General features: G+C 53.9%; 13 protein-coding genes, 1 tRNA gene and 1 riboswitch. Of the genes, 9 read left to right on the top strand and 5 right to left on the bottom strand.

Features of this window, described 5'->3' with window-relative positions; all coding sequences use genetic code 11:
• Nucleotides 1-3 precede the first annotated feature (3 nt).
• The 3 genes from SJY13_RS01070 to SJY13_RS01060 form a co-directional block, all read right to left on the bottom strand.
• Nucleotides 4-750 (bottom strand): hypothetical protein, encoded by a 747-nt coding sequence (locus tag SJY13_RS01070; RefSeq protein WP_377186612.1) that lies wholly within the window; start codon nucleotides 748-750, stop codon nucleotides 4-6.
• 74 nt (nucleotides 751-824) lie between these two features.
• Entirely contained in the window at nucleotides 825-2,243 is a 1,419-nt protein-coding gene (locus SJY13_RS01065; RefSeq protein ID WP_377186609.1) for a TolC family outer membrane protein, read from the bottom strand.
• A gap of 96 nt (nucleotides 2,244-2,339) precedes the next feature.
• Nucleotides 2,340-2,993: a protein-L-isoaspartate O-methyltransferase family protein gene (locus SJY13_RS01060; RefSeq protein WP_377186606.1), complete on the bottom strand. Its 654-nt coding sequence runs from the start codon at nucleotides 2,991-2,993 to the stop codon at nucleotides 2,340-2,342.
• Nucleotides 2,994-3,221: 228 nt separating this feature from the next.
• On the opposite strand from SJY13_RS01060, the gene SJY13_RS01055 reads away from it, so the two are divergent.
• Nucleotides 3,222-3,295: transfer RNA gene (locus SJY13_RS01055), tRNA-Cys, on the top strand.
• A 328-nt stretch (nucleotides 3,296-3,623) separates the two neighbouring features.
• The gene (locus tag SJY13_RS01050; protein ID WP_377186604.1) at nucleotides 3,624-4,949 is read left to right on the top strand and encodes an integrase; all 1,326 of its coding nucleotides are present in this window, start codon (nucleotides 3,624-3,626) and stop codon (nucleotides 4,947-4,949) included.
• Between the two features lie 167 nt (nucleotides 4,950-5,116).
• On the opposite strand, the gene SJY13_RS01045 is transcribed toward SJY13_RS01050, so the two are convergent.
• Nucleotides 5,117-6,226, bottom strand: a complete 1,110-nt coding sequence (locus SJY13_RS01045; protein WP_377186601.1) for a hypothetical protein — start codon at nucleotides 6,224-6,226, stop codon at nucleotides 5,117-5,119.
• A 491-nt stretch (nucleotides 6,227-6,717) separates the two neighbouring features.
• Here SJY13_RS01045 and SJY13_RS01040 point away from each other — a divergent pair, with 491 nt between their 5' ends.
• From SJY13_RS01040 to SJY13_RS01025, 4 genes are read left to right on the top strand one after another with little or no spacing between them, the layout of a single operon-like run.
• On the top strand, nucleotides 6,718-12,045 hold the full coding sequence (locus SJY13_RS01040; RefSeq protein WP_377186598.1) for a DEAD/DEAH box helicase: 5,328 nt from the start codon (nucleotides 6,718-6,720) through the stop codon (nucleotides 12,043-12,045).
• Nucleotides 12,042-12,665 (top strand): hypothetical protein, encoded by a 624-nt coding sequence (locus SJY13_RS01035; RefSeq protein WP_377186596.1) that lies wholly within the window; start codon nucleotides 12,042-12,044, stop codon nucleotides 12,663-12,665. Before SJY13_RS01040 ends, SJY13_RS01035 begins: the two co-directional genes overlap by 4 nt.
• Nucleotides 12,662-13,858 (top strand): hypothetical protein, encoded by a 1,197-nt coding sequence (locus SJY13_RS01030; protein ID WP_377186593.1) that lies wholly within the window; start codon nucleotides 12,662-12,664, stop codon nucleotides 13,856-13,858. The genes SJY13_RS01035 and SJY13_RS01030 overlap by 4 nt, the downstream gene beginning before the upstream one ends.
• 14 nt (nucleotides 13,859-13,872) lie before the next feature.
• A complete protein-coding gene (locus tag SJY13_RS01025) occupies nucleotides 13,873-14,166 on the top strand; it encodes a tyrosine-type recombinase/integrase (protein ID WP_377186590.1) in 294 nt (97 codons plus the stop codon).
• Between the two features lie 287 nt (nucleotides 14,167-14,453).
• Here SJY13_RS01025 and SJY13_RS01020 read toward each other — a convergent pair whose 3' ends face one another.
• Entirely contained in the window at nucleotides 14,454-14,768 is a 315-nt protein-coding gene (locus tag SJY13_RS01020) for a hypothetical protein (protein WP_377186587.1), read from the bottom strand.
• Nucleotides 14,769-15,434: 666 nt separating this feature from the next.
• On the opposite strand from SJY13_RS01020, the gene SJY13_RS01015 reads away from it, so the two are divergent.
• From SJY13_RS01015 to cobW, 3 genes are all read left to right on the top strand, one after another.
• Nucleotides 15,435-15,719 (top strand): hypothetical protein, encoded by a 285-nt coding sequence (locus tag SJY13_RS01015; protein ID WP_377186584.1) that lies wholly within the window; start codon nucleotides 15,435-15,437, stop codon nucleotides 15,717-15,719.
• Nucleotides 15,720-16,327: 608 nt separating this feature from the next.
• Nucleotides 16,328-16,537, top strand: a riboswitch (cobalamin riboswitch).
• 94 nt (nucleotides 16,538-16,631) lie between these two features.
• Nucleotides 16,632-17,012: a DUF1636 family protein gene (locus SJY13_RS01010; protein WP_377186581.1), complete on the top strand. Its 381-nt coding sequence runs from the start codon at nucleotides 16,632-16,634 to the stop codon at nucleotides 17,010-17,012.
• Nucleotides 17,009-18,064 (top strand): cobalamin biosynthesis protein CobW, encoded by a 1,056-nt coding sequence (gene cobW, locus SJY13_RS01005; RefSeq protein ID WP_377186578.1) that lies wholly within the window; start codon nucleotides 17,009-17,011, stop codon nucleotides 18,062-18,064. The genes SJY13_RS01010 and cobW overlap by 4 nt, the downstream gene beginning before the upstream one ends.

Genomic DNA, 18,064 nt, shown 5'->3' with positions numbered 1-18,064 from the left:
CAGTTAGTCTGCTTTTTGTTCTGCGAGAGCCCGGTAGATCTCGCGCCGTACCATTTTACGGACATTGCGGGTGATGCGCTCACCCAATACGCCTTGCAGCTCTTCTCGAACCACCTCGGCGATCAACGCGCGCAAAGCATCCTCATCCATGGACAGAGAGATCTGCGGTTCCACGGCCTCGCTAACCTGAACGGGCGCTGCGGCCGAGGATTCTCGGTCCCGGATAAAGGTTGCAGTTGTAGAAGACTTGGGCTGCTTGGCTTCGGTTATTGCTGCCTTGGCGTTCTGGGCCTCGACAAACTCATCTTCGGCGTTCCAGTTCAGCGATTTGGTCGGGGTACCGGAATAGGCATCATCACTATCGCCATCGGGTTCCCACTGATCCTCTGTCCGGGCAATTGCGGCCTCCAACGCTTCGATCTTGAAGCTAAGGCTATCGACCAGTGCGCCATCCACTTCGGTCTTTGTTTGCTGCTCGGGCGCGGGCTCGGCATGTTTGACGATGTCACATGCCCGCAGAAGCATCGGCTTGACCGAATCTTCGGCTTTGTACGCGGATTTCTGCTGCTCGGGCTTGGTCTCATCGGCGGAGTCGCTGACCCGCAATGCATCCGTCAGAACCAGCCTGCCGGGCTTGCGACTCATAGAAGATCCCATCAGGCCCGGAACTTTCCGGTCTTCTTCGCTAACCAGACGTTTAATCGAGGACAATACGTCCTCGATTCCTGCGTTTAAGACTTTTTCCGTCATTGTTCTCTACCGCTCTATCCTTGGGGATGAGTGTAGCCAAACAAGCCGTTCCTCACAACAGGTAGTATTGGTTCTTAGTCGCGCCGCAACGCTTTGAGCACGCGATCCAGGTCTTTGCTTTGTCTGCTGACCTGTGCTGGCGCTTTCTTGACCAAATTGTAGTACAGGGTCGGATCATAGATCTGAACCGCAAGACCAAGACGCTCAGCCGTCAGCAAACCCTGCGCCTGCAGCAACTGATACGCCGCCCGCGACCGTTCCGTTCGCGATGCAACCTCGGCCAATTGCGCATCCAGCAAATCCTGCTGCGCGTTCAGCACGTCCAGAGTGGTCCGCGCGCCCAAGGTTGCTTCTTCCCGGATACCGTCAAACGCAACCTGCGAGGCGCGAACCCGTTCGGTCGATGCCCGAAGGCTGGCCGAAGCCGCCTGAAAGGCTGCATAAGCGTCTGCGACCCCTTGGGTGATGTTCTTTTGCACGTTCAGCAAGTTGGCACGAGACGCGTCCCGCGTTGCCATGGCCCGGCGGACGCTGGCGGCCAGTCGACCACCGGCATAGATCGGCTGGGTGAACGTCAGCGAAACCGATGCATCCTCTAGACTGTCATCGTTATCATAGCTTTCGGTGATGCCCGCATCAGCGCTCAGGCCGACATTCGGTCCCAGATTGGCACGCTGCTGTTGCACGACCAAGTCCAGCGCTCGCACCTGGTGCTGTGCTGACTGAATAGCGGGGTGATTGCGCTGCGCGAGGCCAACGGCCTCACTCTCGGATCGCGGCAGGTTCGGCAGACGCGGCTGACCGGCTGTACGCCCGGGCGCCTTGCCTACGGCGTTGACATATTCCGCCTGCGCAATGCTCAGGTTACCGCGTGCAACCGCCAGATCCGCTTGCGAGCTTGCCAGCTGCGCTTGTGACAGTGCTACGTCAGTGCGGGTCACCTCGCCCACATCGAAACGGTCCTGTGACGCCCGGAGTTCTTCTGCCGACACCTCTACGTTGTTCATCCGAATCTGTACGGTTTCCTCTTGCAGCAAAACGCCCAGATATGCACCCAGCCCTCGGAACAGGACCTGCTGTTCAATATCAAGCAACGTCTGCCGCGTGGCCAAAACCGTTTCTTGCGCAGATTGTTTGCCCAATACCGAAAAGCCGCCGTCGTAGACCAGTTGGCTCAACGTGAGCCCAGTAAAAAAATCAGATGGCTGATTCAAAGTAGCGACGCCACTTACGGTGGGTCGGTTGTGACTCTGACTGATCCGCGCTGTCCAGTTTATGATTGGTCTCAACGCCGACAAGGCAATCGCAACATCTTCATCCGCCGCACGCAACAGGGCACGGTTTTGTTCCAGCAATCCGCTAGTATTATATGCTCCGATAAACGCATCGGTCAGGTTGTCGGCCCAAACCGCACGCCCTGGAAATGCACTGAGCGCTATACCCGCTGTCAATGCAACGGCCTTAATCAGATTCGCCCCCGTCCGTAAACGCATAACAAAATCCTTCTCAAACCAAAATTACGCTGCCCTGCGAACAGTTTGCGCGTTTGTTTTCAACTAATCAAGGCGGCAGAAAAATACAGGGTGCAATTATAGCGAAAATGCACACTCTGCGGAAAATTCCTTCAAAATCGGTGCATTAGCATTGAACGCGTGACGCCAAGTCACCCGGCCACCGGTTTTGTGTCCGATCCGAACCGTGCCAAGCCGCCCTTCCACGAAAAGACAGGCGATACGTCCGTGATCTTTCAACTGAGCGATGAGAGCATCCGGCACCTGTTCTACTCCGCCCTGAATCATGATGACATCATAAGGTCCATGTTCGGTCGCCCCTTGCTCCAACGGACCTGTGTGCACGATTGCATTGTCGGCATCCGCCTCCATCAGAATCGTCTGCGCCTCGGCGGCCAGGCCTTCGTCTTCCTCTACCGCAACCACCAGCTGTGCCATGCGCGCAGCCACAGCGGTCGAGTATCCAAGGGCCGGAGCGATGTCCAAAACAACCTCGTCATTGGAGATGTTCAGCGCGTCCAGAATCTTGGCCAGAGTCCGCGGCTCTAACATGCAGCGTCCGTCGCCAAGCTCGATCACCCCTTCGGCATAAGCGGCTTCGCGTTGCCCGTCGGGAACAAAATTCTCACGCTTGACGGCCAGCATCGCGTCGATGATGGGAAATTTGGTGACATCAGAGGGTCGGATCTGCGTGTCCACCATCGTGCGGCGCCGGGTTGCGAAATCTGTCATTTGATCGCTCGTTCTTATCCCAAGGTTGATTGGCTTGTGCCATATTCCGACGATACCGGCAACGGCCCTGGCAGCGAAAGTTTCCTCAGACTGCCGGAACTTTGAGGGGCGCAAATCCGATCGATACAAGCCGACAACCGCTTTTTGCAGCCGACCTACTGGACGCCCCTAACGAAAGGTGCTAAAACGCCTGTCACACCACGGCAAGTATTTGATTTTACTTGAAAAGGCGAGTTGGCGGAGTGGTGACGCAGCGGATTGCAAATCCGTGTACACCGGTTCGATTCCGGTACTCGCCTCCATTTTATTCTAAATCATTGACTTAGCCCTGTGGTGCTCGGGTGTGACGCAAAGTGGGACACACCTACAATGATGCAGTCATCCTACCTAAGCCTCTCAAGACACGGTATTTATTACTTCCGCTGGCCTATCCCTCCGTCTTATGAGCAAAAGCGAACATCTGTAAGAATATCGCTGCGCACTCGCTGCCCGCATAGGGCTGGTGATCTGGCGCGCTTTCTTGCATCTTGCGGTCGACTAATACCGGATCAAACAAACGTGCCCCGACTACGACAAGACCAAATCCGATCAATGGTGCATCGGTACTTCAAGGCGTCCTTAGACAAATATTTGGAACGGCTGAACGACAAAGGCATTCCAGAGAAAGCCATCAGTGGGATGCATCAAGAGATAGAAATCCATGAAAACGCTGGTGAGGGCGAGGATTTACTGTCTGACCTCTATCTCGATAGCGATGCGTTTTGCGAAGCCTCTGACATAAGCACACAGGACTGGGACGATAACGCGATGTACCTACGCCGAGAGTGGCGAAAGGGACGCAGAGATATGCTCAGGCGCGTTCTGGAGGCCGTGGAGCGCCTTGAACAATATTCTTATGACGACGCCCCAGCCGCTACTGTATCGCCGCCTGCAAAGGCGCTCCCCGCCTCTTCGCCAATAGGTACTGCAATTGATGATTTCATCGTGGAGCATTCGCGTCAGTGGGCTGAAAAAACAGTAAGCCAGAACCGTGCTTACTTGAACATTCTTATTGAGTACTTCGGGCCGGACAAGTTGCTGGGCACGATAACCAAGCAGGATGCGAACGAAGTCAAAAAGGTTCTGCAAGCCTTACCGTCCAGTCGGAACACTAAGCCTGCACTAAAAAACATGCCGTTGTTAGAAGTCATCAAGCTACCGGGTCAGAAGAAGATCGCCCCCAAAACGATCAATAGCCACATACAAATGTTCAAGGGGTTTTTTGATTGGGCTGAGCGGCACGGTTATTCACCGCACAGCCTCTTCGATGGCATGAAGGTGGCCAAAGACAAAAACAGTAAGAGCCAGCGCAAACCCTTCTCTCCTGAGCAAATCCGGCTTTTGTACACCGAACTCACCACAAACCCGTCCGGGCTGGTGCGTAAGGACAGCCACAAGTGGGGGATGCTGCTTGGCATATTCACTGGAGCCCGGCTGAATGAAATATGTCAACTCGACATCAAGGATGTGCAGCAGGAATACGGCACTTGGTTCCTCAACATCACGGACGAAGGTGACGACGACAATAAGAGCGTGAAGTCCACAGCAGCGAGACGGAAGGTCCCGGTACACCCAGATTTGATCCGCCTAGGTTTTCTCGACTTCGTGGACAGCCGCCGGAATGGCACCCGGCTATTCCCCGACTACAACTACAACGCCAACGGCGGCTATGGTCGTGCCTTAGGGCGCTGGTGCAACGAAAGTTTCCTACCTAAGCTGGGCCTCAAGGAGCCCGGATTGGTATTTCACAGCCTGCGACATACGGTCGTGACGCGACTTGGTCAGGCAAACGTGGCAGAGCCAATCATCCAGTGCATTGTGGGACACGCTCGCTCCGGTGTCACACAGCAAGTGTATCTGCGGGAGGGCTATACACTCGATCAGCTTGGCGAAGCCATTGGGCGTTTCAAGGTTTGACCAAACCCCGGCGCTCCTTATCGTTACTAGTAATGAGGTAGCGCCATAGGCGTGACCGAACAGGTTAATATCCAGATAATTTATTAGCCCATGATATGGCGGTGCTATAGCCAAGCAATTCACTTACTACGTCTTTTACAGAAAAGATAAAAACGGCGCTGGGCAGCTTATCTGTATCCCTTGTTGGACCAGAACTTGGACAACCTTCCCTCATAGCCTGCTGGGTGCAGTAGATCACCGATGTCCAAATCAACTGGTGTGCTACTCCCTTCAACTGTTTCACCAACACCCACCTCCACTCCGACCTTTCCTTCTACACCGAACTCTGCAAGGAATGCCCTGTTCATTGAGTTGGCCAAGTCGTGCTCCAGCCCATGGTGGACAATGAAGCTGTCGTGGACGGGAAGGCAGGCATAACCCATGGCTGCGAACTGCAGCATGACTGCCTCTGCCAGATCACTGTCCTTCCGCTGCAACCTAAGTCCCACCCCTGAGCCGAAGTGCTGAGAGAACTCTGGGTATTGTGCTACTATGTACTGCTTGAACTCTGGCCAGTCTCGCCCAGTCAGGTCTGATGTGTAGCCCTCAATCTCACTCACACGACTTACCTTGTCGGCGTTCAGGAGCGCGTTGAAAGTACGTTTCACCAGTTGGCGTTCCTCCTTGTCGCCAGTCCTAGACAAACACCGCGCATAGGGATCGTCAGGCACGTCTAAGCCTGCTTCCGCGTACAGCATAGCAGCATGCAAGCCTGAGTAGTCCACTTCCACTGTGCGCTTGCCATCGATTAAGATGTGTGGCCTCAACCTACTTGGGCAACTGATCCACCACGCACCATAGAAGCGCCCGCCCTGTTGCCAATCGTTGTTGTTGAAAACGCGGTACACGGTGCGCGCGGCGAAGTCGAAGGACTGTGTTGCCTCGTCGTCTCGTGTTCCTCTGATGTGCACCACCTCTTCAGCAAATTGTTCATCACTCAGCGCCAAGTCTGCCCAGTGTGAGCTGAGCATTTCGTTGATGGCCTTCAACCGGTCGCGCGCTTCTGTGGTAAAGGCAATATCGCCGTACTCAACGAGGACTTTGTTGCTGTCCTTAAGACGTATGCCCTCTGCATTTTTGTGTCTGCGAAGGTCTATGAAGGAAGCACCTGTCTGACTTATGTCGCGTAACAGGTTAGGTGTCGCCATGTACCGTGCCACTCGACTACGCTTATTCTCCGGGTCATGCCAATGCGGTTTACTCAGCGCCATCATCCCTGCATGCTGTAGTGCATTCATTGCGTCAATGAACGTGCGCGCTGATATAAATCTGGCTCCGTATCGGGACTTGTTTAAGGCCTGTAGGGACGTGGTACCCTTCCCTATGCCGACCTCAAGTGTCGGATCACTAAGGTGTGCCCTAAACAAGTCAAGAACGATGGACCGTAGGGACGCCTCATAACGTGATTGAGCTTCATGCTTCCGTTTACGCTGACCTTCCTTTCTGACGGATAGGTTTGAGCATAGTTCATCTAGATAAGTATTGAGCGTCGGGCTGTCTGTCGTCCATTGCGGGTCAAAAGGGCGGGCGTTCACGGCTACGAATCTATCTTCTTTGAATTGAACTTCACATCGGTTGAGGGTTCCGTGTATTCGATCATGCGCCTAAGGTGCAATTAACTAAGAATACGGGCAGACCTACGATCATGGCTGGGTATTACTACGATGCCATCCATGCGCGATGGTACAGGACCCCAAACAGCAACACTATTAGCACGGGGTAGCGACAGGTGCATCTTAATGACATTTTGAAAGAGTATCGATCTTCCGCACGAACAGAACGTGAGAAGGGCGACTACTTTGAGCGCCTTGTACGCGTCTTCTTGGAAAACGACGACACGCAGCGCCAGTACTACTCAAAGGTTGAGACGTTTGCCGATTGGGCCACTTCCCAAGGCTGGAGCAACGCAGATACCGGAATCGATCTTGTTGGGACTCTATCGGATGGGTCCGGCTACGCGGCCATCCAATGCAAATTCTACGCGCCCAATCAAAGTATTCAAAAATCGGATATCGACAGCTTCATTTCTGCGGCGTCCAATGATCTGTTTACGCGCCTGGTCATTGCGGACACAACTCACAAAGAACTAGGTCGCAATGCGCAAGAAACTCTGGATAAACTCTCCAAAGCATGGAACCGGATTAGTGTCCTCGAACTTGAAGCAAGCCGGATTGATTGGTCCCAGTTCATCCGCACAGGCACTGTCAGCCTTGCACCGAAGAAACAACTCCGCGACCACCAAAGGGACGCGCTCCGGGCAGTCGTGGCAGGTCTAGAGACCGCTGATCGCGGCAAACTGATCATGGCTTGCGGGACAGGCAAGACGTTCACAGGGCTGCGTATAGCCGAGACTCTGGCCGGAAAGGGAACGCGGGTCCTGTTCATGGTCCCCTCGCTTGCACTGATGTCTCAAACGGTCAGGGAGTGGAAAAACGACAGTGAGGAAGAGTTCACGGCTTTTTCTGCCTGCTCTGATACCAAGGTAGGACGTAGAGCTGATGCAGACAGCCTTGATCTAAACGTGCATGATCTAGCGTTCCCTGCGACCACTGACCCTCATAAAATTGCTAATCAGGTCCTGTCAGCACCGTCAGATCAGATGACAGTGGTCTTCTCCACTTACCATTCGATTGACGTTCTCACACGCGCTCAGAAAAACCACGATTTACCTGTGTTCGATCTGGTTATCTGTGACGAGGCGCACCGAACAACCGGCGTTACTCTCAAGGACGAAGACGATAGCAACTTCGTCCGCATCCATGACAACGCCTATGTCGCGGCGAAGAAGCGCCTTTACATGACCGCCACGCCGCGCATTTTCGCAGACACTGCGAAGCGCAAGGCTGATGACTATGAAGCCCGCTTGGCATCTATGGATGACGAAAACAAATTCGGCAAAGACCTGTTCCACCGGGGCTTTGGCTGGGCGGTCGAGAACCAGCTTCTGACAGACTACAAAGTGGTGGTCCTTGCCGTTGATGAAGGGTTGGTCTCTCAGACCATCCAGAACCGCCTGAAGGACGGTCCAGAGCTGACGTTAGATGACGCGACCAAGATCATCGGGTGCTACAAGGCCCTGACGAAAAGCGACCTCGCGAAGGATTTGGAGTTTGACTCGCGCCCCATGAAACGTGCGCTGGCCTTCTGCCAAAGCATTAAAAAATCTGAGATCATCGAAGACGAGTTCACGCAGGTTGTTGACGAATACGTGGGCAACGAACTAATCGACGATGACCACCACCTTAGCACCGAAGTTCGGCACATCGACGGCAACCACAACGCCAGCTCCCGTGAGGAAATGCTGAACTGGCTAAAGGCGGACGCGGGCGAGAACACATGCCAAATCCTCACCAACGCTAAGGTGCTCTCTGAGGGCGTCGACGTGCCCGCTCTGGACGCGATCATGTTTATGCACCCCCGCAAGAGCCAGATCGACGTTGTGCAGTCCGTAGGCCGCGTTATGCGGCGCTCTGAGGGTAAGAAGCTGGGCTATGTGATCTTGCCCGTCGCCATTCCGCCCAATACAAAGCCGGAAGAGGCCCTCAACGACAATGAGCGCTACAAAGTCGTCTGGCAAATTCTCAATGCCCTCCGCGCACATGACGAGCGTCTCGACGCCCGTATCAATCAAGCGGAGTTGGGTGAAGATATCAGCGACAAGGTCGAGCTCGTCAGCATCTCGTCAGAAAGCGAGCTGAGGGAGCTGACGGCAGTCGTCGACGACTTCGACACCAACAAACAGAAGCGCAGCAAGCCCGGTTCAGAGATCGGCAAAGAAGGCCCAGCGCCACGCCGAACGGATGACGCTAACGCGCAACAGGCCTTCGTCTTTGACGAGTTCACCCGCGCCATCATGGCAAAGATCGTCGAGAAATGCGGGACCCGCGAATACTGGGACAAGTGGGCCAAGGACATCGCGGAGATCGCCCAGACCCACATCACCCGCATCAAGACAATCGTCGCGCAAGAGGGAGAAGAGCGCACCGCATTCCTCGCCTTTCTCGCAGAACTACAGGACGACCTGAACCCTGAGATCACCGAAGACGAAGCAATTGAGATGCTCGCCCAGCACCTCATCACCAAACCCGTCTTCGACGCCCTGTTCAAAAGCAGCGACTTCACCAAGGAAAACCCAGTCTCCAGCGCGATGGAGATCGTGCTGGACCAGCTTCACCAACACAATCTCTCCAAGGAATCCGAAAGCCTTGAAAAGTTCTACGCCAGCGTCCAGCGTCGTGCGGAGAATGTGGTCACGGCAAACGGGCGGCAAGAGCTGATCCTGAAGCTCTACGACAGCTTCTTCAAAGGGGCCTTTCCCGTCCTCACCCAGCGACTTGGCATCGTCTACACCCCCGTCGAAGTGGTCGACTTCATCCTACATTCGGTGAACGATGTGCTGAAAGCTCAATTCGGGCAAACGCTTGGGTCTCAAGGTGTCCACATCCTTGACCCCTTCACCGGGACAGGCACCTTCATCACCCGCTTGCTGCAATCCGGTCTGATCGCGCCCGAAGAGCTGGAGCACAAATACAAGCACGAGATTCACGCCAACGAGATCGTGCTGCTGGCCTATTACATCGCCGCCATTAACATAGAGACGGTCTATCACGAGCTGGCACAAGGGGAGCTGAACAAGGACGCGCCCTATGAGCCGTTCAAGGGCATCCTGCTGACCGATACCTTCCAGATGTACGAGCAAGAACGCGACATGATCGCGGAACTGCTGCCCGACAACTCAGAGCGCCGCACACGCCAGAAGGAGCTGGATATTAGGGTGATCATTGGAAACCCACCTTACTCAACGGGGCAAACAAGCGCCAACGACAATGCGGGCAACATTGTGTACCCGCAACTCGATGCACAAATACGTGATACATACGCCGCACATTCAACTGCGACGCTTAAAAACTCCCTTTATGACAGTTATGTCCGCGCAATTCGTTGGGCTAGCGACCGGATTGGGGATGCGGGCGTAATGGCGTTCGTGTCTGGCAGTGCTTGGATCGAACGGTCATTTGCTGATGGTATGCGTAAATGTCTGACGGAGGATTTTAGCGATCTGTTTGTTTTTCATTTACGTGGAGACATTCGGAAAAACATGCTGTCGAAGGGAGCGGCTCGCGAAGGGCAAAACGTTTTTGGCTCTGGCAGTATGACCGGCATCGCGATATCCGTACTTGCTAAGAACCCAAACAAAAACGGGCCGGGTCGAATTCACTTCCATGACATAGGGCCAGACCTTAGGACCGATGAAAAACTTAGCCTAATAAAACACCTAAAATCAGTGGACGGTGTTTTAAAGACGGTCGGTTGGAAGAACATCTACCCGGACGAACGCAATGATTGGCTGGACCAGACTGATAAGAACTTTGACAAGTATCCCGTTCTGGGTGCCAAGCGCGGAGCGGAGAGAGGTATATTTGACAATTACTCTGCGGGGTTGAAGACCAACCGAGATGCGTGGGCGTGTGGCTTTTCAAAACGGCAGTTGACCGAGCAAATGACTGCAACAATCGCGTTTTATAACTCAGAAGTTACGCGTTATTCCGAGCAGACCAACAAGCCAAAAAACGTCAAGGACTTCATTAATACTGACCCTAAGTTGATAAGCTGGGACGAAGCCGAACGAACCGGGGTAAAACGGGGAAGGAAGGTTACCTTTGAAGAGGCCTCAGTTGTCCCAAGCCTGTACCGCGCATTCACTAAGCAATGGGCGTATTTCAACAGAAACTTCAACAACAGAGTTTACCAACTCCCGTCCATTTTCCCCAACACCGATCTTACTAACTTTTTTATCCAAGTCTCTGGTATCGGCGCGCGAGCCGGTTTCTCAGTTCTCATGGGGGATATGATTCCCAGCGTCGACACCATTGAAAAAGGTCAGTGTTTCCCGCTGTACCTTTATGAAGAAAGCGCACCCAGCGACGGTCTGTTCTCATCTAGTGAAGCGAACAGCGGCTTCATCCGTCGCGACGCTATCACAGACGAAGGCCTAGCCGATTTCCAAGCCGCCTATCCGGAGCAGGAGATTAGCAAAGAAGACCTGTTCTACTACATCTACGGCCTATTGCATTCGCCCGACTATCGCGAGCGGTATAAGAACAACCTTTCCAAGCAGCTACCCCGCATCCCTGCGGTCAAGACCTTTGAAGACTTCTCTGCCTTCCGCGACGCAGGCCGCGCGCTGGGCGATCTGCATGTGAACTTCGAAAGCGTTGAGCCGTATATGATCACGTTCAAAGAGGGCACGCACGACCTCATTCCAGAGGCGCAAAGCGACCCGGTCGCCTTCTACCGTGTCAAGCACACCATCAAATGGAAGTGGGGCGGCAAGGGCAAGGAAAAGGACCTCACGACCGTAATCTACAACGAGAACATCACGCTCCAGAACGTGCCCTTGGAGGCCTACGAGTACGTCGTCAACGGCAAACCCGCGCTGGAATGGGTGATGGAACGGCAGGTCGTGAAGACCGACAAAAAGAGCGGGATCGTCAACGACGCCAACGATTACGCGAACGAGACAGTCGGCGACCCGAAATACCCGCTGGAGCTTTTCCAGCGCGTCATCACCGTCAGCCTAGAGACGATGAAGATCGTAAACAGCTTGCCCCCGTTGGACATCGACACGACTGAAAAGAAGGGCGTTCGTACGTTGGTTGAGCTCAAGTCAGCGATCATAGAGCACTGGGAGGGCACTGAGGCCGCACAGACGGCCTTGCAGATCGTCGACTGCGTCAATAGTGGGGCAATTGCCCCGGGGCAGAGCCTGCGCGTCAGCGGCCTCCTAGAGATGTTGGGGCGGCCTGAGCTCTCCAAGGATGTCATAGCCGCTCTTGCGATCTTAGTTCAGTCCAAATACGCGATCTTCCGAGCGTCTGCTGAGTTTGTTGACGAAGGCGGTGCGCGGCACCTTCTCAGCCCAAAAGAATTCCAACGCGCACTGGATGTCGACACGGTTCTGCATCCCGTTTCTCATGAAGACTTCGCAGGCGCGTCCAAGCACGTCGTGCCGTTTTTCGAACTAGATACCGATTTGTTCGAGGTCCCAGCGTCATGACTGCAGAACTGGAATCTTTAGCAATGCTTCGAACGACTGTAGCTGGCACCGAGCTTGAGGCTGGAATCGACTTTGTGCTTGCGCAGAACCACGAATCCAGAGTTAGAGCTGTGCAAAAGTCAGTCGATTTTGCGTGCAACAAACTGGTCAAGCATAGAGACAAGAAGCAAAAGGACGACGAAAACGCCCTTACAGTGCAGGTCTCCGATATGCTCAGCAGTTCAGGGATAAAGGCATCACATGACCCGTCCATTGGGGGACACTGTGACATTGTGGTGGAAGGTAAAGAAGACTTCCTTTGGATGGCGGAAGCAAAAAAGCATGACAAGTATGCTTGGTTGGATAAAGGCTTCAAACAACTCTCCACGAGATACTCAACTGGTAATCCGGGGCAAGACCACGGCGAAGTCCTGATCTATTGCTTCGCGCAAGATGCTAAGGCGATGCTGACGAAGTGGCGCGATGAATTGGCAGACCGCAATCCCGACGTCACCACTTGCGAAGGTGAGTCGCAGAATCCTCTGACATTCGCTTCTACTCACAAGCACGAATGCTCGGGGTTAGATTTTTTCATTCGCCACAAGGTTGTTTCACTCTTCTGGAGCCCAAAAGACAAATGACGGTCACGGACCCGTTCTTCGACCTTAAGTATGACACTAACTGGAACGCCTGTATTGGCCGTCAAGGCGATCAGGAAAACTACGCGGATGGCTACATTGAGGCCGCGATAGTGCTTGCGACTGGAATGCTCGAAAAGGGTATGTACGACAAAATCGACACGCTTGTTCTACCCATCCTGTACAACGCACGCCATTCCATCGAACTCACCTTGAAACTTGTCATCGGTGAATTCGTTGGCGCAGGAATTCTGGCAGAGGGTCATGCAACGAACCATGACATTGCCTCGCATTTGCAATTCCTTGAAAAGCAAGGGGTGGCCGACGAGCTTTTTCGCGAGACGCTCAAGTTGCTGAAGCCTTACGTGGATAGTTTGTCGAAAGTCGACGATGACGGACAAGAACTGCGCTACCACGAGAACCGCGATGGCCGCCAAAGCATGGAAGACAAAGCGCTCGCGAACATCGTTGTGATTGCCGAAAGCCTTGAGCAACTTCAGGCAGTTCTGCGAACGCTCAAGACGCGTGCGTACGAGCTACGTAGCGAATGGTACACCGGGACTTGGACGAGGCAGTGTTCTCGCCGCGACCTCAACGAGATAACAAAACTCTTGCCCCAAAGAAGCGAATGGGCTTCTCAAGCGTTCATTGAAGCCAAAGATGCAATCCAATCGCGATACGGGCTGAGCAACACTCAGTTCAGCAAAACTTTGAACAAGATACAAGAAACGCGACCACTTGCGGGTCTCATCGGTGTCGAGTCCAACTTGGTTTACCTAACGGGCGAAAATGCCGAGTTCATCCTTGCGCAATGGGCAGAGCTGCATCCTCCAAGAGAACCCAGTGAAATGCGTATCGTCAGGTTTTCCAAAGACGACTTCGCCAAAATACTCGCAGGGCACGAAAAGGAAGCTGAGATCATAGCGCGCATTGTTGAAACAGTGCCTGAGGACCAGTTCGCTGACGCCGAAACGATCTACTACATTGAACGAAACGGTAACTATCCCGAACGATATGAAGAGTTCTTGGAGCTCAAGCGCAACGAGTTCAGAGCGCGAGGCGATTTACGCCAAGAGGTTCATGATCTGATGAGCAAAACTAACTTTCGGCGTCACTTTCTTAACGGTTTGGCAGCCGTTGGCATCCCAAGTCTTTCAAACCGTTTGCATCAATCGTCTTCCGATGCTGAGCTTTAAATCGAGGTATTTCCATGAACAAAACTGTCTACAAGAAGATCGACTATGACCTGTCACCTGCCGGCAGTACCCGGCGCGTTTCAACCGAGACTTGGCTGCAGGTGTCTCCAAATACCTGTAACGGCCATAGCCTACGGCACACACTAGTGACGAGACTAAGCCAAGCAGACGTGCCCGTGCCTTTCGTGCAATGCATCGTTGGCCACGTACGATCAGGCGTCACGCAAGAGGTCTACAACCGGGAAGGCTACACGTTGGCTCAGTTGAAAGACGCCGTTGACCGCTTCGCCACTAGTAGAGTTGCCTAACTGATGCACAGATCGGGACCATCCCGCATGGCTCCGTCTAGCATGTAGAAAAGGCGGCGAGAATTAAGACGTGCCGCTTTCCGATCAATGGACGTCACTACTTCTGTGTTTTCTGCAATCCAGTCCGGGATTGGGTTGCCCGGCCGCCCAAGGTTGGTAGTTTGCGCAACAACTGAGAACTTATCAGGGGCGTGCTCTTCCCAACCAACAGACCATAAGCTTTACGCGCCTACAACTTTTGAATGTAATGAGCGCGCTCGCAACACACAGGTGCTCTATTGTGTTGGTCATCGACTGGATCGTACTTCGAAAGCTGCGATGAGTTCCGACAAAACCCATTGCTCTGCTCTGCCGCGCGCCTCAAGCGCAACTGCTGCGGATTTGTCTTCCAACATACCCTTGACGATTAGCGCACATGCAAGCGATAGCCGTTCGGTTTCCTCGTTCGAAAGCCTCTCCAAGGGAGGCACTTCGCGCCTATCCTCAATGGTGTCCCGAAGGTAAAAGTACAGCATTCTGTCTTCGATAGCCGCAGCCGTTAAATTGCCTACCCGCATACGCGCCATCACGTCGCTTAGTTCGCCCTTGACAGCGCCTAACATGACTTCTTGCCTCTGATAGGCTGAGTTACTCAATATACTGAGGCAAATATCTTCGTCACCGCTACCGAAAGTGCCATCGCCGACCAACTGGTCTAATCCACTTTGGGTTCTCTCAATACCTGATTGCAAAAGGTCTTCCGCTTGGCCTGTTGTTGGTACTGTACACGACAATCCCAAGTACAACGCTAGCGTCGGTACCAGACTTCTCTTTCTCACGACTATTTTGAACTTTCGTGCACGTTTTGTAATTTGTTAGGCTCAGCCGCTTCAATGGCATGAAGTATGTGCTTTAAGAGCTTTTGGTCTAGGTTCATCAGAAAATTCCGACGAATTTTTGCGCGTGCCTATCTATTATCGTTTTCGGATGCACTTACCCCGTACCCCTTCACACTTTTCACGGGTATTCCGTGTCTTCTTAGACCTACCTATTTCAAGTGGCCAGCCCTGCTTTGCACACATTGATGCAGTATCCAAAGTACAACTTTGATACCTTGGGGCCAATGTGTAAGAACACACACACTATCCATCGAAACAGGCAGCACTATGAAGTACTTATCTAAGATCGCAGCAATTTGCTCACTTACAACGCTCATAGCATGTGGGGGAACGATGCAGGGAGTTGTGCGTGGCGAGGGTACCCGTGTTCAATTCCAATATGAGCAAGGTATGGATCGCGACTACTATGAAACAACCCTTGATGGTGAACACTTCAAGGGGCAGGCCGTTTACGCAAATGCAAGCAGCGGTACAGGGGTCGGCTTTGCCAATGGGACAACAGTCCCCGTCTTCACGTCAACAACAACGGGCAACCTCGTCGCTGTGATGTTTGGAGACAAGGGCTCAACTATGCGATGCGATATGAACTACGCGGACAGTTCTGGCTTTACGTCTATGGGCGGCGTGGGAGTATGCCAGCATAGCGATGGCCGCGTGATTGATGTTATGTGGTAAAGTTTACCGGAATGCCGGGATTGAGGGTTGGCTATTGACAACATTCGCACTGACTTGCACGTTTTGCGACACAAAGTGAGACACACAAGCCAACCCTCACCCCGATAAACTGGGCAATTCAATGGCTTAGAAAAATGGTAGCGGGTCCGGTACTCGCCTCCATTTCCTCCCAAATCACGGACTTGGCTCTGTGGTGGTCGGGAAAGACACAAAGTGGGGCACGGAATTTTGTACATTTGCTGGCCTGCCCCTCTCTTTGATGAGCAAAAGCGGGCTAAAACAGGAAAAGCTCTGTGTAGGTGGATACCTCCGCCTGAGGCGCTTTCAGGAATACTGGTTCAGACCACGAACGAGCTGAGGTGAGCATGCCAGAAAGTGCTATCCAGCGCGAAACAAAGCTCGTCGGCAACTCTTAACGAAAAGACAAATAGTCGCTGCCGATGGACAACTGAAGGAAACACGGTGGTTTCCGATGAACCTCGCTTCAAAATTTACTTGAAAACACTGTGTGGCTGGCAACAAATGCCGCTGGTTGACCTTTGCTGGTCGCTTTTCTGACCTCGCAGAAATCTACCCATCTCTCATGCTTGACAAGCCCCCTACCCGTGCCGCATGTCCCTTGCGTTGGTGTCCATCTTGCGATGGATGAAAAGGGAATGCGTCAGCGGGACAACCGTCAAACGCAGCCGCCCCCGCGACCGTGACCGGAGAGGGTGCCCAAAGCCACTGGCCTGACAGGCCGGGAAGGCGGGACATCTGCCAGAGGACCGCCTCTGACATCCGCAAGCCGGGAGACCTGCCAACACCCGAAGATGAAACCGGACGGGGTGTTCCGGTGTCGGGTCCATGTGCAAACGCGTGGCCCGCATGAAACCCCGTCCCCCACAAAGAGGAATTGGGGGGATGAGAGACATGACCGAGACCACACCAGTTGAATTGCTGGTCTGCACCACGTGTCGTCGCGGACTGCCTGTCGAGGACGACGCGCAGCGACCCGGCGCCTTGCTGCACAAAGCACTGGAACAAGCGAACCTGCCCGATGGCGTGACCCTGAAGCCGGTCGAGTGCCTTTCGAATTGCGATCAGGGTTGTTCCATCGTCCTGCGCGGTGGGCCAACACGCTGGACCTTTGTCTACGAAAACCTGACCGAAACCGAGCACGTCGAAACGATTGTCGATGGTGCAACCAAATACTTGGCTGCCGAAGACGGTTTGGTGAAATGGCGCGAGCGCCCTGAACATTTCCGCAAAAACTGTGCGGCCCGTATTCCCCCGATTGGAGCCCTGAAATGAGTACTCTTGAGAAACTTCCCGTCACCGTGATCACCGGTTTTCTGGGCGCAGGAAAAACCACACTTGTCCGCCACCTGATGCAAAACCCAAAGGGCAAGCGGCTGGCCATTGTGGTTAATGAGTTCGGTGACGTTGGGGTCGATGGCGACATCCTGAAATCCTGTGCCATCCCCGACTGCCCGGCGGAAAACATCATGGAGCTGGCCAATGGCTGTATCTGCTGCACCGTGGCTGATGACTTCATCCCTACCATCGAGGCGCTGATGGCACTGGAGCCGCGCCCCGATCACATCCTGATCGAAACCTCGGGTCTTGCCTTGCCCAAACCATTGCTGAAAGCGTTTGACTGGCCTGATATCCGCTCAAAAATCACTGTTGATGGCGTGATCGCGCTGGCCGATGCCGAAGCAGTCGCCGCTGGCCGCTTTGCACCCAATGTCGCGGCAGTTGACGCCCAGCGCCTGGCCGACGATTCGATCGACCATGAAACGCCTTTGTCCGAGGTGTTCGAGGATCAAATCTCTTGCGCTGACATCATTCTGCTGACCAAGCCCGATCTGGCCGGTCCAGAGGGTGTGGCGAAGGCCAAAGCGATCATTGCGGCAGAGGCTCCGCGCTCCCTGCCCGTGGTCGAAGTCGCCGAAGGCGCAGTGGACGTACGTGTGGTTCTGGGGCTGGAATCCGCTGCCGAAGATGACATGGACGCACGTCCCAGCCATCACGACGGCCATCACGATCACGAGCATGATGATTTCGAAAGCATCATTGTCGAATTGCCGGAACAGGTTGATCCAGCCGAGCTGGTCGCCCGGATCGAACGTCTGGCCAATGAGTTGAACATCCTGCGGGTCAAAGGCTATGCCGCCATTCAGGGCAAGCCGATGCGCCTGTTGGTGCAGGCCGTTGGTGCCCGTGTGCGTCATCAGTACGACCGCCCGTGGGAAGCGGGTGAAGAGCGCCGTTCGCGGCTGGTTGTCATTGCCGAACATGACGACATCAAAGAGGCCGCAATCCGCGATATCCTCGTGGGTGTAGCAGAGGCCGCCGAATAG

The organism is Ruegeria meonggei (genome assembly GCF_042768335.1).
GTDB lineage: Bacteria > Pseudomonadota > Alphaproteobacteria > Rhodobacterales > Rhodobacteraceae > Ruegeria > Ruegeria meonggei.
The sequence above is the reverse complement of the archived record's forward strand: the minus strand, read 5'-3'. Positions and strand labels throughout refer to the sequence as shown.

What these genes read in the sequence shown, in the direction of transcription:
- SJY13_RS01035 (WP_377186596.1), top strand. Translation starts at nt 12,042, where the DNA reads ATGACTGCAGAACTGGAATCTTTAGCAATGCTTCGAACGACTGTAGCT.
- SJY13_RS01025 (WP_377186590.1), top strand. Translation starts at nt 13,873, where the DNA reads ATGAACAAAACTGTCTACAAGAAGATCGACTATGACCTGTCACCTGCC.
- SJY13_RS01065 (WP_377186609.1), bottom strand. Translation starts at nt 2,243, where the DNA reads ATGCGTTTACGGACGGGGGCGAATCTGATTAAGGCCGTTGCATTGACA.
- SJY13_RS01010 (WP_377186581.1), top strand. Translation starts at nt 16,632, where the DNA reads ATGACCGAGACCACACCAGTTGAATTGCTGGTCTGCACCACGTGTCGT.
- SJY13_RS01060 (WP_377186606.1), bottom strand. Translation starts at nt 2,993, where the DNA reads ATGACAGATTTCGCAACCCGGCGCCGCACGATGGTGGACACGCAGATC.
- SJY13_RS01020 (WP_377186587.1), bottom strand. Translation starts at nt 14,768, where the DNA reads ATGTTAGGCGCTGTCAAGGGCGAACTAAGCGACGTGATGGCGCGTATG.
- cobW (WP_377186578.1), top strand. Translation starts at nt 17,009, where the DNA reads ATGAGTACTCTTGAGAAACTTCCCGTCACCGTGATCACCGGTTTTCTG.
- SJY13_RS01070 (WP_377186612.1), bottom strand. Translation starts at nt 750, where the DNA reads ATGACGGAAAAAGTCTTAAACGCAGGAATCGAGGACGTATTGTCCTCG.
- SJY13_RS01030 (WP_377186593.1), top strand. Translation starts at nt 12,662, where the DNA reads ATGACGGTCACGGACCCGTTCTTCGACCTTAAGTATGACACTAACTGG.
- SJY13_RS01015 (WP_377186584.1), top strand. Translation starts at nt 15,435, where the DNA reads ATGGATCGCGACTACTATGAAACAACCCTTGATGGTGAACACTTCAAG.
- SJY13_RS01045 (WP_377186601.1), bottom strand. Translation starts at nt 6,226, where the DNA reads ATGAATGCACTACAGCATGCAGGGATGATGGCGCTGAGTAAACCGCAT.